The organism is Pseudomonas citri (assembly GCF_025336485.1).
Lineage (GTDB): Bacteria > Pseudomonadota > Gammaproteobacteria > Pseudomonadales > Pseudomonadaceae > Aquipseudomonas > Aquipseudomonas citri.
In genome coordinates, this window is sequence record NZ_JAODAB010000009.1 from 167,356 (window position 1) to 182,868 (window position 15,513).

The following is a 15,513-nucleotide window of genomic DNA, read 5'->3' on the forward strand; positions in this document are numbered from 1 at the left end:
GAGCAAGTTCGCGATGGCGGACCGTCGGCCTCTGTCATCTATGACCGACACTCCACCAGCCCTCGCACCTGCCCACCCTCGCGTTGGTTGTCCTCGCTCAACCACCGCTCGAATCCCGCCCGGATCGCCGGCCATTCGGAGTCGATCATCGAGTACCACGCGGTGTCGCGGTTCTGCCCCTTGACCACCATGTGCTGGCGGAACACCCCTTCGAAGGTGAACCCCAGCCGTTCGGCGGCATATTTGGAACGGGCGTTGCCGTTGTTGCACTTCCATTCCAGGCGCCGATAGCCCAAGGCGAAAGCTTCCTTTGCCAGGAGGTAGACCGCCTCGGTGCTTTTCGGCGAACGCTGCATCGGTGCGCCGAAGGTCACGTGGCCGATCTCGATGCGACCCTGGGCCGGCACGATGGACATCAGGCTGAGGATGCCTTGTACGTCGCCGCTGGCGCGGTCGATCACGCTGAAGAAATACGGGTCGGCGTTGGCTGCGTGATTGTTCAGCCAGGCATCGAACGCGCCGCGATCCGTGAACGGCCCATAGGGTAAGTAATCCCAGAGTTTCGGGTCTGCGCCGGGGCCTTCGAGTGCTTGCCACAGGCCGTCGGCGTGACGCGCCGGGTCGAGTTTTTCCAGGCGAATGAAACGTCCTTCGATCAACTGGGCAGAAGGCGCCGGGACACCTTTCCAATCGGCGAGTGAGGTGGACATGCTGCGCTCCTTACAGGGCTTTGCGAAATTGGATGAAACCTGGACGTTCTGCAATGCGCTCATAGAGCCGGATGGCGGTCGCGTTGGTTTCGTGGGTCAGCCAGTGCACCTTGCAGCAACCATCGGCCTTGGCGGTGGTATAGACGAACTCGATCAACTGGCGACCCACGCCTGTGCCACGGGTCTGTTCGGCCACCAGCAGGTCTTGCAGGTAGCAGGAGTTCTCGATGCTCCAGTTCGAACGGTGATAGATGAAATGCACCAGGCCTACCGCAATGTCGCCGTCCCAGGCGAGTGCACCGTGGGTCGGCTCGCGGTCGTCGAGCAAGCGCTGCCAGGTGCTATGACTCACCGTGTCCGGCAATTGTGTGTTGTAGAACCGCAGGTAGGCTTGCCACAGCGGCAGCCAGGCGGCGTGGTCGTCGGCGCTGACAAGACGGATCGCTACAGGTTTCATGTTCACTCCTTGTTGGATGGGGCAGGGCTCGATGGGGCAGGCATCAGGCGCGCCAGGCGTTGATCTTGCGGATCGAGGCTGGCGGCCAGTCCGCTGCGTACCCCGGCGACGTCGGCGGGGCTGCGGTTCTGGCTGAGCTTGCGTTTGCCTTCCAGGCGTCGGATCGGCAGGGCGAAACCGACGATGGCCTTGAGCATGCTGTCGATGTACTCAGGCGGTGCGTCGTCGACTTTCCAGGGCTGGGCGCGGCCGGCTTCGTGGCGATCGGTGAGAGCGCTCACCAGGTTGCGCAGGCGATGGGCATCGCTGAAGACTTCGGCGCTGCCGTAAGCGTGCACGGCCAAGTAGTTCCAGGTCGGCACGACTTTGCCGTGCTCGGCCTTGCTCGGGTAGAAGTCCGGGCTGATGTAGGCGTCGGCCCCGGCGAACACCACCAATGCTTCGGCACCGGCTTCCAGGTCCTGCCATTGAGGATTGCTTCGGGCCATGTGCCCGTAAAGGCTGCCATTGGGGCCTTGCTGGGTGTCCAGCAGCAGCGGCAGGTGGCTGGCCTGCAAGCCGCGCTCACCCTGGGTGATCAACACGGCCAGGCGGCAGTCATTCATCATCTGCTGGAGTTGAGGAAGGTCGTAGGCGGCAAAGGCTTTCGGGTTGTACATGGCGATTTTCCTTGGCGAATGCGAGCATCCTAGGCAGGCTATTGGTCTGTTGTAAGAGCCACTTGCGATCAATTTGATAGGTCCATTTGCGAGCGCTGCCATGAACAACGTCCTGCCACCGCTGTCGTTCAACCCCGCCGGAATCGAGCTGGATCGCCGTCAGGGCCTCAGTCGCCAGCTTTACCAAGCCTTGCGTGCCCGGGTGCTGGATGGGCGGCTCGCCAGCGGCACGCGCCTGCCGGCTACGCGTGACCTCGCCGCGGCGTTGTCGATTTCCCGCAACAGCGTGGTACGCGCCTACGACCAGCTCTACGCCGAGGGTTTCATTGAAGGACGGGTGGGCGACGGCACCTACGTGGCCAAACTGTCTTCGTCGGCATTGCCGCTCAAAAACATATCCACAAATCTATCCACAGGGTTTTCAACAAGCTTATCCCCAGGTTTATCCACAGATTGGCTAGATGTACCTGTGGTTTCGTCCAGTAAAGTTATCCACAGCGGCGCCTTGGAACGAGTCAAAAAACACCATTTGGCCCAGCCGCCCAGCGGCCCGCCCAAGGCGTTTCGGGTGGGTATTCCGGCGTTCGATCTGTTTCCCTTCGACGTCTGGGCCAAGCTGAATGCGGCTTTCTGGCGCAAGCCGGATTTGCAGCAACTGTGCTATGGCGATGCTCAAGGTGACGCACGCTTGCGCGGCCTGATTGCGGCGTATCTGCGCAGTTCTCGCGGCCTGCAGTGCACGGCTGAACAAATTGTGATCACCAGCGGCGCCCAGCAAGGCATCAGCCTTTGTGCACAGCTACTGGTGGATCCGGGTGATATCGTCGCGGTGGAAAACCCCGGTTATCGTGCCGCCGGCCACGCGTTTGCCGTCGCCGGTGCCGATGTGCGCGGTGTAGCGGTGGACGGCGATGGCCTGGATTGTGCGGCCCTCGGGGCGTTGGACAACTGTCGACTGGCCTATGTGACGCCCTCCCATCAATACCCCATGGGCGTGGTCATGAGCCTTGCGCGACGGCTGGAACTGCTGGCCTGGGCCGAGCGCAACGACGGTTGGATCGTCGAGGACGACTATGACGGCGAATATCGCTACAGCGGCGCGCCGCTGGCGCCGTTGGCTGCACTGGATCGCCAGGGGCGCGTGCTTTACGTCGGGACGTTCGGCAAGGTTGCGTTCCCGGCCTTGCGCCTGGGTTATCTGGTGCTGCCGCCCGGTCTGGTGGACGCCTTCGCCCGACGCCGCGCGGTGGATGTTCGCCATTCGGAAGCCAGTAGCCAGGCGGTGATGGCCGAGTTCATGGCCGTCGGGCATTTCCAGCGGCACATTCGCCGTATGCGCCGGGCTGCACTGGTGCGGCGTGACGCATTGCTCGCGGGCTGGCCGAAGGCAGTCGCGGGGGTTGGCGCGATGCCTGCGGTTGTGGCCGGGCTACATGTCACGGTGCCGGTGGACAGCCTTGAACGTGAGCGTGAATTGATCGCCCAAGCGACCGCTGCCGGTGTCGAAATCAATGGCTTGAGTGACTATTCGTTGCCCGGCACCCACCCGGCGCAAGTGCGCGCCGGGTTGGTGCTGGGGTTCGCAGCCGTCCCGCCAGCGGCGATTGGCGCCGCGCTGGTGAAGCTGGTGAAGGCCTGGCAAGGATGACGATATGACGCTCGATATCAGGTGATGCCCGGGCAAGCGTCCTCACGAAGAGCGTTTTGTGAAGAACACTTCCTTGGCCTGGTCCATGGCAATTTCGCTGCGGTAATAGTTGATCAGTTGTAGCTCACTGAGCTCCTGCAGGGAGTTATTGGCCGTGATCGTGTTGGCCTGCTCCGGTGTTTTCAAGCGTGCGGACAGATAGGCATGGGCGGGGACCCAATCGGTGGAGTACTGAAAATCGGCAAACCAGAGTGTCTTGTTCTCTATCCGGTCTCTGATCTCGTATCGGTCCAGGTAGGCGTGGATCGGGCGCTTGATACGTTGCCGTTGTTTCTGCCGGGTGATGGAAATCAGGTTTCGGCTTTTAAGCCAGATAACGCCGCTCATGGTCGGAGGACGTTGCTTGATGACTTTCAGTACCGTTTCGAACCCTTCTTCGTAGAGGGCTTTGGAAGCCTTCTTGAGTTCCAGGCGGGTGGATTCGGCCAGACGCTGTTCGGCTAAGGGAACGCTCACCGTTTCATTTGAAAGATTGTCCAGCGCCTTTTTGATCGCAGCGCCGACCTTCTCCATCCTGGCTGCATGGGCGTTGAGGATGATCCCGATGCCGGCGGGCGATCGGTTCGGATTGTTCATGTATTGTTCGAGCTGTGTCTTGAACGCGGCCAGGCCGTTGACCAGGGCCCGACCCTTCGTGACGCTGGTGGCCAGGGTCGGAATGGCCAGGGAAATCTCAGCGTTCGCATGGGGCACCCATTCGCCGGTTTCCTTGCGATGGAACGTGGCGATGATCTTGTCTGTGAGTGGGTTCTTGACGTCGAGCCAATCGGTTTCCTCGTGCAGTTTGTTCAAGCGAACTTCGCCGCTGACGAGGCCCCAGAAACGGGCCCTGATGAATTTTTTCCGCGTCCTTGGGCGTTGTTCGTAGGCATTGCCCAAGTTGCGTCGAGTGCTTCTTTCGTCCAGCGCACGGCTCAGCTCGGCCAGTGTCTGTGTCTTGAGCTTCGCGATCTGCCTACCCAGCCGATTGAGCTCGGCCGGCCGGACGTGATCCTTGTATTCATTGCGCACGTATTCAAGGTGCTCTTCGATGGCCGTGAACTGTTCCGTCAGGCTGCCAAAGGTATCGATCTGCTCGTCCAGCCGGATCACGCTTCGCTCTTGGACGGCGTCGTGCAGGCTTTGAAAAGCCACCGTGGTGTTATCGACCATCTGGTTAATGTCTGCCCAGCCTTCGGGGACCCTGTTGACGCTTTCGAGTGTCAGGCACAGGTGTCGATACATGTCCAACTGGATCAACCTGATCGCATCGCTCTTGTAGGCCGGCATTTTCCCACGGTAATCGCGGACGAATTCAAAGCCTTCGCGCCCCAGTTTCTTGAGGTTGGAAAAGCGTGTCTCCATGTAGTCCAGCCGTTCAATCATGTCCTCACCGATGCGGATCATGCCGTCGGCCGTGTCCACGTGCTGCTGCTCCACTTCCTCGACACCTGAAGTGCTCATCTCCAGGGCGTCCCTGAGCACCGGGGTAAATCGTTCTTTCAGGGCGTTTATTTCTTCGAACGTGAAGTTGATTTGTGCGTTCAGGTAGCTGAGCCGGACTTGGGGGGCGTCGGGCCTTGACTGGAAGACCGGCCACTCGGTGAGGATTTTCAACGCCTCTTCATAACTCTCGCGCTGTGTCTTCAAGGTACTGAGATAAGCGATGCGCTTGGTCTCCTTGGAGGTACTCGTTGCCTTGTTCAACTGGCGCGCGTTCATGGTCAACAGCGTCTGGCCCTCCGGTTTCTTTTGCTCGAAGCGGTTCAGTTCGACAAGCAGTCGAGTGCTGAGGCTTTTTGCTTCCTGGATGACTTTTTGCCGGGTCTCCCTGGCGCCGCCGCCGCGCAATCGCAGACGCGTGTCGATATGCCATTCGTCGTAGGTGTGCCTCAAGGCCGGGCCTGCCCGTGTGGGATCTTTGCCGTCGACCACGGACACTCGTTCGTTTTCGACCATCACCTTGAACCATTTCCCGGCCATCTTTGCGTACCACTGGTCTGCCTGCTGGTAGAGCCCCTTGAGTGCGCCTTCGGTCTGAAGCTCCCCTGGTTGTGCGGGCGGGTCGATGGCGAAGGCGTCCAGGAGCGTGGCGCGGTCACCGGATTTGCCTGCCAGGGCGCCGCTGCTGTGGATGGCGTCATAGTGCTCGAAGGGCAGTTCCTTGCTCGTCAACGGTGGGAGTTTTTCGATGATGAGTGGAGGTTTTACCAGGTTCTCCAATTTGGGTAGCGTCTCTGGCGCGGCTACACGGCGGGCGGTACTGTGTTGCTGTGCGCGCTCGATGGCATGAGCCGTGATTGCCATTGCGATGTTTAGCAACAGGTCGACGAAGGCGTCCCACGTGGCCCGATTGTTGGAGTTCTCACTGGGCTGTGTCAGCGTTTCAACGTCGTCCAGGATTTGCCAGAGCCAGGTCGCGGTGCCTACGGTCGTTCCCAGGTAGGGCAGTGCCAGGTTGAAAATCAGCCAACTGGCGTGCTTGAAGGTTTGCCAGCGGTTTTCGCGGTTGGAAACCGATTGGCGGTCGGCCAGTTCGACCAGGGCATCAGCGTTGGCCTTGAACAGCAGGGGCAAGAAATCCGTGCCCAGGTGGGTGTCGCTCAAGCTGACAGGGGCGCTATTGGACCAGGCCCAGAACGGGTCCGCCGTGAATTCCACGATTGCCCAGGGGGAGGGCACCGTGCCTGAAAAAACATAGCGGTTGTAATACTCGCGTGTTTCATCGGGCAGCCACGCCAGTACGGACTGGCGCAAGTCAGGTGTTTGCCGGATGGCATAGAGCAGGTTGCTGGGTGTCGGGTACTGGATCAACTGCGGTTCAAGCAGGGGACGGTAGAGCACACAAGGACCGGCGCTCAGGTCTTGCGGGCCGATCACGAACATGTTGGTTACCGCGTCCTCGGAGGTGCTCAAAGGCTGGTTGGACATGAAGGCCAGTTTACGCAGCACGACTGTTTGCCCGTCCACCTTGCGATCGGCTTCCTCGGGCTCCATGAGCGCGGCGACGTAACGGTAGCCTCGTTCGTCGATATTGCCCTGTCCGCGGATTTTGTTTTCCAGCGCCAGCATGGGTAATTGGATACGCAGCTGGGAGGTGTACAGCTCCTGGCGCCGGACAGACTCTGCCTGGTCGTCCAAGAGCTTGCTCTTGACCAGTTCCGGGTAGACACGCCCGATATCGATTTTGGTAATGAGTGCCTCGATGTAATCGACGGTCATCCAGGCGGGTAACGTCTTGCCGTCCAGAGACCTGACCACTTTGTTGCCCAGGGGGAGCGCGATCAGGTTTTGCAGCGCCAGCTCGACAAGGCTGAACCGGGTGGTGTCGACTGCTCCGGGGACAAAGAACGTACCCCAGACAACAGGGGTTTGTACCTGAATCTCGATCTTTTCCGGGTCGAGCGTCGAGGCGTTGGCGTGTTCCGTTTGCATCTGTTGCTTGAGTGCGGTCGATGCGTGGCGCTTGAGGGTGGGGATGTCGTCCTGATAAGTCTTGCCAGCCTGGAAGCTGCTCAGCGCCGACAGGTTTTTCATGTGCTGGGCGAACTGCACCTGGTCGGATATAGACGCTTGCCGCAGCCAGTCGGGCATCTGGTTCTCGAACCAGGCCACACTGGGACCGTCAGCCACGTTGAGCCCGTTGGCCGCCGGCTGATCGCCTTCTTCGGACATGAACCTCTCCAGCACTTCAGGGGAGTTGAGGATCTTGATTTGCGTCGCGATCAGCCCGCAGGCCTTGTAATCGAAGAGGTTGCCGGCGGGCTCGTAAAGCCGCCACTGGATCTTCTTGCTGCTGACCACACCCAGGTGCCCCGGGATGGATAGCCCCAACGCGTGCAGCGAATCGAACTTCTCATAGCCGTTGCGCAGGGAGTACGCCAGGATGGTTTGCTGCTTGTCGATTTGACCGATCAGCACCACCAGCATGTTCTCGATAAGTCGCGTTACCTTGTCGCCCTCCACCTCATCGACGTCGATCAGGTAGGCGTGAGTGTCATAGCGGCCATGGTCCGTGCGGTCCTTGAGGGTGGGGTAGAGGAACAGTTGCCTGGCCATGTCGCATTCGGTCGCGGTCCAGCCCGGGACCTGGCTGACGTCCCAGAGTTTGCGCAGCGTGTTGGAGAGGTCATGCCAGCGAGGCGCGGAGCTGCCCCGCGACGTGTTCCAGTACGCCAGTTGCTGTTCCTGGCAGGCGGGCGTCATGACGGGCACCAGTTCGTTGATCAAACCACCAATCTGGCTGATCCGCACCGGCAGGTGCACCTCGGGTGTGACGAGGGGCAACTGGCTCAGGAAGTGGAACCCTTCGACCAGCAGCGTCGGGTCGCTCTCGGCCTGGCGCGCAGCCAATATATTGCTAAGCGTTTGATAACGCGTAGACAGTTCCACGAGTTCGCCGTTGATGATGTCCCAGCCAGGCTCGCCGACCACCGTGTTGTTCGGATCAAGGTTCAGTGTGGGGTACAGCTTCTTGAGGGCTTCGCGCAGCAACCTGGCGGCCACTTCCGAGGAGGTGGGGCCGGCGAGCAATTGGTTGATCACGGCGTCCCCGAGGCTGGATCCGGGTGTCGTGGAGGTGGAAGGCGCAGAAGGCGTGGCAGGTGTGGGGGTAGAGGTTTCTGGCATCCGGTTTTTCTCCCTGTGTGGCGATGCATGAAAGCCCCGCAGCAAAACGCTCCGGGTATTTCATGCTAGGCAGGCACAGGGCCGGGAAGGCGGTAACTATGTATATGCAGCCTCGTATATGCAACCTCACATCGGCGGGTGTCGCTGCGAGGCTGCGGGGGCGGATTATTGGCCGGACTTGATCCGCGTCCAGGCCCGTGTCCGTGCGCGCTCGGCATCCTTGGGCAAGGGTTGCAGGGTGTAGAGCGTGGCCATGGCCGCTTCGGTCGGGTACAGGTTGGGGTTGTTGCGGATCGCCGGGTCGACCATCGTCGTGGCGTCCTTGTTCGGGTTCGGGTAGCCGACGAAATCGCTGACCGGTGCGATCACCTGCGGTTGCAACAGGTAGTTGATGAAGGTGTAGGCGTCGTCCGGGTTCTTCGCCCCTTTGGGGATGGCGAGCATGTCGAACCAGATCGGCGCGCCTTCCTTGGGCAGGCGCATATCCACCGTCACGCCGTTCTTGGCCTCCTTGGCCCGGTTGGCCGCCTGGGAGAAGCTGCCGGAGTAGCCCACCGCCACGCAGATGTCACCGTTGGCGATGTCGGCCATGTACTTCGACGAATGGAAATAGGTGATGTACGGCCGGATCTTCAGCAACAACGCCTCGGCCTTGGCGTAGTCCGCCGGTTTCTTGCTGTTGGGGTCCAGGCCCAGGTGCTGCAACGCCAGGGGCAGGATCTCCGAAGGCGAATCGAGCAAGGCCACGCCACACTGCTTGAGCTTGCTGATGTTTTCTTCCTTGAAGATCAGGTCCCAGCTGTCGACGGGGGCACTGTCGCCCAGGGCAGCCTTGACCTTGTCCGGGTTGAAGCCGATCAGAATGGTGCCGTACATGTAGGGCACGGCGAATTGATTACCCGGGTCGTTGGCTTCGATCAGCTTCATCAGCTTGGGATCGAGGTGGTTCCAGTTCGGCAGCTTGCTGCGGTCCAGGGGTTGGAACACCCCGGCCTCGATCTGCTTGGCCAGGAACACGTTGGACGGCACCACCACGTCGTAACCGGAATTGCCCGTGAGCAGCTTGGCCTCCAGCGCCTCGTTGGTGTCGAAGATGTCATAGACCAGCTTGACCTGGCTGTTCTGCGCCTTGAAATCGTCCAGGGCCTTGGGCGTGATGTAGTCGAACCAGTTGTAGACGCGCAGGGTCCGTTCTTCGGCTTGGGCAGCCCCGCACAGCAACCCGGCACACAGGGCGGGCACCATCAAACGCTTGAGTCTGTTCATGCTGTTGTTCCTCATTGGGCGTCTTGGAAACCTTCGAGAACGTTCACGGCATTGATGCCGATTTCGGCCACCGCGTAGCCGCCTTCCATGACGAACAGGGTCGGCTTGCCGAGCGCCGCGATGCGCTTGCCCATCGCCAGGTAATCCGGGCTGTCGAGCTTGAATTGGGAGATCGGGTCGTCCTTGAACGTGTCCACGCCCAAGGACACGACGATGACATCCGCGCCATAGCGTTGGATCTCGCCGCAGGCCTGCTCCAGGGCTGCGCTCCAGGCATCCCAGGCCGAGCCGGCCGGCAACGGATAGTTGAAATTGAAACCTTCACCGGCGCCTTCGCCGCGCTCGTCTGCATAGCCGAGGAAGAACGGAAACTCGGCTTCCGGGTGGCCGTGGATCGAGCTGAACAAGACGTCGCTGCGCTCATAGAAAATCGACTGCGTGCCGTTGCCGTGGTGATAGTCCACATCGAGCACAGCCACCTTCTTATGGCCCTGGTCGAGAAAGGCCTGGGCGGCGATGGCCGCGTTGTTGAGGTAGCAATAGCCGCCCATCAAATCGCTGGCGGCGTGGTGGCCGGGCGGACGGCACAATGCAAAGGCACTGCGGGCACCGCGCTGGATCTCGGCCTGGGCGGTGAGGGCCACCTGGGCCGCGCTATAGGCCGCTTGCCACGTGCCCGCCGTGATCGGCGCGCCGCCGTCGAAGCTGTAATAACCGAGCTGGCCGTGCAGGCTCTTCGGGATGACACTGCGCAGCGTGCGGGCCGGCCAGGTGAACGGCAACAAATCGCCTTCGCGGTTGAAGGCCGTCCAACGCGCCCACGCGCCCTTGAAGAACTCCAAATACGCTGTGCTGTGAATGCGCTGGATCGGCCCCAGGCCAAAATCCTGCGGCGCCTGCACCGGCCCCAGCGCCCGGGCCTTGACCCGGTCCAGTACGTGATCGGCCCGCGAGGGCATTTCGAAGCAAGGCATCAACTGCCCGTCCATCAACTCGCAGCGCCCGTGGTGCAGGTGGTGATCGTCCGAATAGATCGTCAGCATTATTGTTCTCCGCAAGGCTGGTTCGAATGGTCACAGTCTCGCGGGGTGGGGCGTTTGAAGAAAACGGCAGGAGAGGCCAAAAGGGGATCGATGTGGCCAAAAGGTTTGACCGTAAATGGCCCCTTGTTGGCGCGGGTGTGCGCGGGGAAGGGGCGTAAGCCTCCTTGAGGCTTTGAACCGTGGCGAGGGAGTTTGCTCCGTCCAGGCGAGATGTTTGAGAGCTAGCGCCGCCATCGACAGGTAGACTTCGGAAGTACCGACTGTAGAGCCTTGCGCGGCTCGATTGGGCTCAGCGGCACGACCGAGCGTAAAAAAGAGGGCAAAAGGAGCGAACGCATCTAGTACCAACGTGGCGCAACCGCTACGATGGCCTCGTGCTACCTCTCAATGACGCCAAACCTTAGCGTCATTTTTTGCGTCTTGTGTGTTTGCAAATTGCGCAATCACGTTACTAACCCTTAAAGAGCCAAGAGTCAGTAGATGAACCAGCAGCCCAAGGATGAAAAAGTAGAAACTGTATTTGCGATCTCTTATGACGCTGAGGGCAGTGAGCTGGCTAATCACATGATTGATGCGAAGTCGTTGGGTAACGCGATATTAGGCATGGATGAGCTTATTAAGGCTGCCGCCAAAATTGTTAGTAACGGGTCATCAGAAGCAAAACTCAAGGTTCTAGCGCCCGCGCAGGAAGGCTCGCTTGAAGTCGTTTTTGCTATCCTGGCCGATCCAATCACAACTAAAGCTCTACTAGCAGGCGTAGGTCTTATTACAACAGGCCTAGCAGTCGGCAGTGCTACCGCCATCAGCGTCATTGAGAGATTAAAAGATCGCAAAATTGATCGTTACTCCGTTGACGTAAACACCAAAATCGCGACCCTCGAAGTTGAGGGTGAAAAGATCGAAATTCCGGAGCGTATTGCTCAACTCGTGACAGACAAGACTGTCCGAGCGGCCCTCCATAAAGTCATTAAGGCTCCTGTCGAAAATATTGAAGGTGCTCGGGTCAAGCTGCTCGGCGAAAACAATACCGTCGAAGTTGAGATAGCGCCTGAAAAAATTGGACTATTTGACCCGCTAAAAGTTGGTTCGCTAGAAGAAGTAGTTACCGAAACCAATCAGGTCGTAGTCAAATTTATTGCGCTGAACTTTAAAGGCAAGACAGGCTGGAGAATTCAGACACGTGATGGTTTTGAGTGTGCAGTGCACATTGCAGACGAAGGTTTTATGCAAAAAGTTACTGCTAACGAAGAGGCATTCCAGAAAGACAAGCTGTATACCGTCGATCTGGAGCACGAGCAGACTCGCAGACCAGGCAACACTAAGAATACCTATACGATCAAGCGAGTAATTAACTAGCGGCGCGACAGAGATCACCAGTTATGTGGACGGACCGCGACATATCTGAAGCGCTTCTCTTGGGGACTCTAATCCTGAGTTCCCCATTTGTATACGTATTCATAAAAACGCTACTCAGTTATTTGCTCAACAGATTAATTCCAAGAGATGCGATCATTGAGTACACAGAGAATGGCACAGTAAAAAGCACTTATTACATCAAGAGGCGCCTGTTCAAGCAAAGCAAAATCTACAAGCTTAACGATACAAGCTCCGCCATTCGGAGGCACACCGCATGAAAAACAATATGCTTTTTGCCTCGCTAACAGCAATTATCAATGCTGCAGCTATCAACTTATGTGATTTGCTATTTTCAAGCACGCCGGAATCTTTGAAGGTAGCAAGCAACCTATCACAGTTGATTACCCCTTTTCTGGCATTATTGCTTATAAGGCTTTACACGAAAATTGACCACCCCCCTGCACTTCTCAGGCAGGAAGCAGCTATCGCGGTAGCTATCAAAATATGCCGAAAGCACCTCAAGGACAAGGACGCTCCAGAAGAATTCAAAAAACAGACAAGAGAGCAACTCTCGGAATTGATGCTAAAACAGCAAAAACTTCGGGTGGATTTCGAAAGCACTAACAGCTATGAATCGAGTTTAGAAAGCAGAGACACATCGCAAACAGAAAGGTGATTCTGAAGTTTGCGCTCCTTGACTGTAATTAAGTGTGGCTTGTTCAGTCAGTGTCTCAGCTGATTCAGTCAGTTTGCTATTCGACAAATCTGCACTTGATATCCCATCGCAATTAATCGTTGGGCAAATTGCCTGAAATTGACCTTTGAGAAAAATGGCATATGCAGTACCTCATTGGACTGCATAATGGCGAACACGATTTTGTTCCTAGGCTGAGTCGCAGGGTCAAACACAAATCGAAAGTCCCCGTCGGACGCGAGATATGCATTGACTTGCACTGTAACTTCCGGAGCATTGATCAACGCTTCAGCGGAAACGTAGGCCTGCGAAAATAAGTGACTTAGTACGCTGGAGGAGGAGTACTTTTTTACATGGATAATATGATTTTCCGGTGTGATAAGATCGCAAAACTCAAAGGAGCTTGAGGCGCCACTTAGCTGTACAAGTTTCTGATCAAGGAGGTAAAAATTCGCGTTGTCAGCAATTCGCCTTAAATATGGGCCTTCGTGGTCTGTACCGTAAGGAGGAAATTGTAAGTCCGATGGAGTAGCAGTTTCGAAGTATCGATTGACCTGATCGGTGTAGTCCCGATCAATTTGGTACCAGTCTCCCTCGCTCAATAGATACACCTTATTTTCAAGCTCAATCTCTGCTTCAATGCACTCATATAATGACCAGCATTCACGTCGCTGACCTTCAGCATTGTAGAGATAGATACGCTCGGAATGGAGCGATTGGAGAGAGACCGTTCCTAGGATCTGCTTTGCCAAGAGTGCTTGTCGGAGATCAAGATCGAAGTTAATTGCAGGGCCGTTTCGTGAGCGTCCACTATGCCGAACATAACCGAAGCCACTAATGTCGTCGGTCAAAAGCATCGGCGCCGCAGCACGAATCTGATCAAAATCCTGTGCGTTTACGATCGTCACTAGCGAGTTATCTAGTTGAGAAACAAGCGCTGCGTCTCGTACCGGAACGATGTAATCCATCCAAGGGTATTTTTCCTTGCAGCGCTCGTCTTCGTAGGCAACCAGCAATCGAGCAGCAATTTCAGGAAGCTGTTCTAGTCTGACATCTGAGTGCAAAGCCAATGAGTCCGAGCCACTCACAAACTCATTGTCGTCTTTTTCGCTCTCAACCACGCCCGTTAACGACTTCAGAATCTCCGAATCAAATTTGAAATCGAACTCAGATATGGATAGGTGCTTTGAAGATTGAGACTTCGAGCGTAGTGGCGCTCTATCTATATTGGACTTTTCTACTGATTTTATGAGCAGTGGATCGGTGAGGCTCAACGCCGTTCGTAGCCCAAAATAGCGCTCAATGCTGATGCCATCAATGAGGTGTCTTGCATGTCCGAAGGTGAAGCAGAAGACGCGATCATTTACCGCCATTACCATCAGGGCCTTAAGGGATCTGCCGTGCAAATCCAACTGGGCGACCTCTTCGACATTACTGAACAGCTGTATCCACCTTGGATGGGAGGCGTTCGTCTCATGGTAGAAAAGGCATTCCACACCAGAGAGTGAAAATGAAATTGGGTCGAGTCTGACCTCATCGGAGAGAGCGTCATGAATGGTTCGACCTGTCTTAAGCAGAAACACATTGATGGTGAGCTTCATACGCCCTCCTTGACTTGTCGTTTCGATCTTAAATTGACACTAGGTCAAACGAACGCAAACACAAGATTTCCCTACCGATAGTAGGAAGTAGCCGTATTTAGGTGAGTTCTGATATCTAGACGCTAACAGTCCGTCAATGGAATGCTGCCGGGCGGATGCCACTCCTTGGAGCCAACGTCTGCTTCTGGTCGATTCTGTTGAAAAAATCGGCGGCGATTTTCAAACCAGAAGGTTACGCGTCGGAGATTGAATTCCTGAATCTTCGTAGCGCCTTTCAGACGGAAATTTCACGTAGATGCTTGCTGATGGGAGCTTCTATTTTCCCAATAAATGACGTTCGGAGAGGACCGTCTTTTTCCACTGAATCAGCCGGTTACGGTCTGTAGAGTTTCGTCTGCGAGGAAAGAATTTTAAAAAAGGCATATTGGGATGGACCAATATGCCTTTTTTGCTCTCGGTTTTGCTAGCGCGGATCGACGTTATCCAGCACTCGATTCGCCAACAATGAACTCAGTTCAATCAGTTGCTGGACGCCGAGGGCGATGTGGCGGCGGGGGCCTTCGAGGTCGAAGGCTAGGTTGCTGATCATCGCGTCGGCGGATGCCAGATTTTCGCTGAGGTTGGCGAGTAGGCATTCGTTGTCGGCGTTTTTTGCCACGGTAAAGAGCTGGTCCGGTTTGGATGCATCTTCGGACTTTTCCGGTTTCGGTAGCAGGTAGTAATCCAAGGCGCGTTTGGCGGCTTCATCCTGCTGTTTTTTCTTGCGACCGGGATGGGCAGACATTGAGTCAGTTTCTGGAGGGTTCGGAGTTATCTTGAACATATGCATTTTTCCTTCTAGTAGGCCGCAACCATCTCGCTACTAAACGAAGGGGGTGGCAGCTGTGCGCAAGTTAGTAGACCGGTGGAAAATACACAAAAGCCCGGCGCGCCCGAAGGCGCCATGCGCACAGCCACCATCAAGTGCAGGCAACGCCTGACTGACGAGACTCATGCAACCATTATGTATTTCCAACCAGGGCTACTAAACCCGACCACTGATGGGCAGTGGTCGGAAAACGATAGAACCCATAGGCAAGGCGCACAAGCAGGCGGATTCTGGCGTAGTTGTAGGCAAAGGCGCAAGGATGCGTGGCTTGACGGAAGATTAGCGGCAGGAGAATAAACATTGATGTTTATTGCCTGCGGCCAACCCGCTCAAACCGATGAGCAATAGGTGTTGTAGATACGTCAGCCGAGGAAAAACCTGGTTTCTTCGGGGTTAGGTGTATTCGTGACGAAGAGTTTTGAATTGGTTTTGAAATTGACGGTGTGCTGTATTTGATGGTTGCCAAATGGATGTTGGCTTCGGATATTTCTGACCATTCAACAGGCTCCAATTTTCCTTTCAAAAAACGAAAGGTCCTACTTT

At 56.7% G+C, this 15,513-nt stretch carries 11 protein-coding genes; 3 read left to right on the top strand and 8 right to left on the bottom strand.

Annotation, left to right across the window (positions count from 1 at the left end; genetic code table 11):
• Positions 1 to 38 precede the first annotated feature (38 nt).
• From N4Q37_RS13145 to N4Q37_RS13155, 3 genes are read right to left on the bottom strand one after another with little or no spacing between them, the layout of a single operon-like run.
• Entirely contained in the window at positions 39 to 710 is a 672-nt protein-coding gene (locus N4Q37_RS13145; protein ID WP_260958426.1) for a GNAT family N-acetyltransferase, read from the bottom strand.
• Positions 711 to 720: 10 nt separating this feature from the next.
• Positions 721 to 1,167 carry a GNAT family N-acetyltransferase gene (locus N4Q37_RS13150; protein ID WP_260958427.1) on the bottom strand — a complete coding sequence of 149 codons (447 nt, stop codon included), beginning with the start codon at positions 1,165 to 1,167 and terminating at the stop codon, positions 721 to 723.
• A 2-nt stretch (positions 1,168 to 1,169) separates the two neighbouring features.
• Entirely contained in the window at positions 1,170 to 1,826 is a 657-nt protein-coding gene (locus tag N4Q37_RS13155; RefSeq protein ID WP_260958428.1) for an FMN-binding negative transcriptional regulator, read from the bottom strand.
• Between the two features lie 100 nt (positions 1,827 to 1,926).
• Between N4Q37_RS13155 and pdxR the strand changes: the two genes are divergently transcribed.
• Complete coding sequence (gene pdxR, locus N4Q37_RS13160) at positions 1,927 to 3,474, top strand: MocR-like pyridoxine biosynthesis transcription factor PdxR (protein WP_260958429.1); 1,548 nt, start codon at positions 1,927 to 1,929, stop codon at positions 3,472 to 3,474.
• A gap of 42 nt (positions 3,475 to 3,516) precedes the next feature.
• Here pdxR and N4Q37_RS13165 read toward each other — a convergent pair whose 3' ends face one another.
• From N4Q37_RS13165 to N4Q37_RS13175, 3 genes are all read right to left on the bottom strand, one after another.
• Entirely contained in the window at positions 3,517 to 8,142 is a 4,626-nt protein-coding gene (locus N4Q37_RS13165) for a dermonecrotic toxin domain-containing protein (protein WP_260958430.1), read from the bottom strand.
• A 165-nt stretch (positions 8,143 to 8,307) separates the two neighbouring features.
• Positions 8,308 to 9,408, bottom strand: coding sequence for a polyamine ABC transporter substrate-binding protein (locus N4Q37_RS13170; RefSeq protein WP_260958431.1), 1,101 nt, complete (start codon positions 9,406 to 9,408; stop codon positions 8,308 to 8,310).
• A gap of 11 nt (positions 9,409 to 9,419) precedes the next feature.
• Positions 9,420 to 10,451 (bottom strand): histone deacetylase family protein, encoded by a 1,032-nt coding sequence (locus tag N4Q37_RS13175; protein WP_260958432.1) that lies wholly within the window; start codon positions 10,449 to 10,451, stop codon positions 9,420 to 9,422.
• A gap of 480 nt (positions 10,452 to 10,931) precedes the next feature.
• Here N4Q37_RS13175 and N4Q37_RS13180 point away from each other — a divergent pair, with 480 nt between their 5' ends.
• Positions 10,932 to 11,807 (top strand): DUF7946 domain-containing protein, encoded by an 876-nt coding sequence (locus N4Q37_RS13180; protein WP_260958433.1) that lies wholly within the window; start codon positions 10,932 to 10,934, stop codon positions 11,805 to 11,807.
• A gap of 274 nt (positions 11,808 to 12,081) precedes the next feature.
• Positions 12,082 to 12,483, top strand: coding sequence for a hypothetical protein (locus N4Q37_RS13185; protein WP_260958434.1), 402 nt, complete (start codon positions 12,082 to 12,084; stop codon positions 12,481 to 12,483).
• 68 nt (positions 12,484 to 12,551) lie between these two features.
• Here the strand turns inward: N4Q37_RS13185 and N4Q37_RS13190 are convergent, their stop codons facing one another.
• Both N4Q37_RS13190 and N4Q37_RS13195 read right to left on the bottom strand, forming a co-directional pair.
• A complete protein-coding gene (locus N4Q37_RS13190) occupies positions 12,552 to 14,102 on the bottom strand; it encodes a TIGR04141 family sporadically distributed protein (RefSeq protein WP_260958435.1) in 1,551 nt (516 codons plus the stop codon).
• A gap of 463 nt (positions 14,103 to 14,565) precedes the next feature.
• Positions 14,566 to 14,925 (bottom strand): DUF6124 family protein, encoded by a 360-nt coding sequence (locus N4Q37_RS13195; RefSeq protein WP_260958470.1) that lies wholly within the window; start codon positions 14,923 to 14,925, stop codon positions 14,566 to 14,568.
• Positions 14,926 to 15,513: the final 588 nt, after the last annotated feature.

Excerpts from the sequence above, each read along its gene's own strand:
- pdxR (WP_260958429.1), top strand. The coding sequence starts at position 1,927 with ATGAACAACGTCCTGCCACCGCTGTCGTTCAACCCCGCCGGAATCGAG.
- N4Q37_RS13185 (WP_260958434.1), top strand. The coding sequence starts at position 12,082 with ATGAAAAACAATATGCTTTTTGCCTCGCTAACAGCAATTATCAATGCT.
- N4Q37_RS13165 (WP_260958430.1), bottom strand. The coding sequence starts at position 8,142 with ATGCCAGAAACCTCTACCCCCACACCTGCCACGCCTTCTGCGCCTTCC.
- N4Q37_RS13175 (WP_260958432.1), bottom strand. The coding sequence starts at position 10,451 with ATGCTGACGATCTATTCGGACGATCACCACCTGCACCACGGGCGCTGC.
- N4Q37_RS13150 (WP_260958427.1), bottom strand. The coding sequence starts at position 1,167 with ATGAAACCTGTAGCGATCCGTCTTGTCAGCGCCGACGACCACGCCGCC.
- N4Q37_RS13195 (WP_260958470.1), bottom strand. The coding sequence starts at position 14,925 with ATGTTCAAGATAACTCCGAACCCTCCAGAAACTGACTCAATGTCTGCC.
- N4Q37_RS13170 (WP_260958431.1), bottom strand. The coding sequence starts at position 9,408 with ATGAACAGACTCAAGCGTTTGATGGTGCCCGCCCTGTGTGCCGGGTTG.
- N4Q37_RS13180 (WP_260958433.1), top strand. The coding sequence starts at position 10,932 with ATGAACCAGCAGCCCAAGGATGAAAAAGTAGAAACTGTATTTGCGATC.
- N4Q37_RS13145 (WP_260958426.1), bottom strand. The coding sequence starts at position 710 with ATGTCCACCTCACTCGCCGATTGGAAAGGTGTCCCGGCGCCTTCTGCC.
- N4Q37_RS13155 (WP_260958428.1), bottom strand. The coding sequence starts at position 1,826 with ATGTACAACCCGAAAGCCTTTGCCGCCTACGACCTTCCTCAACTCCAG.
- N4Q37_RS13190 (WP_260958435.1), bottom strand. The coding sequence starts at position 14,102 with ATGAAGCTCACCATCAATGTGTTTCTGCTTAAGACAGGTCGAACCATT.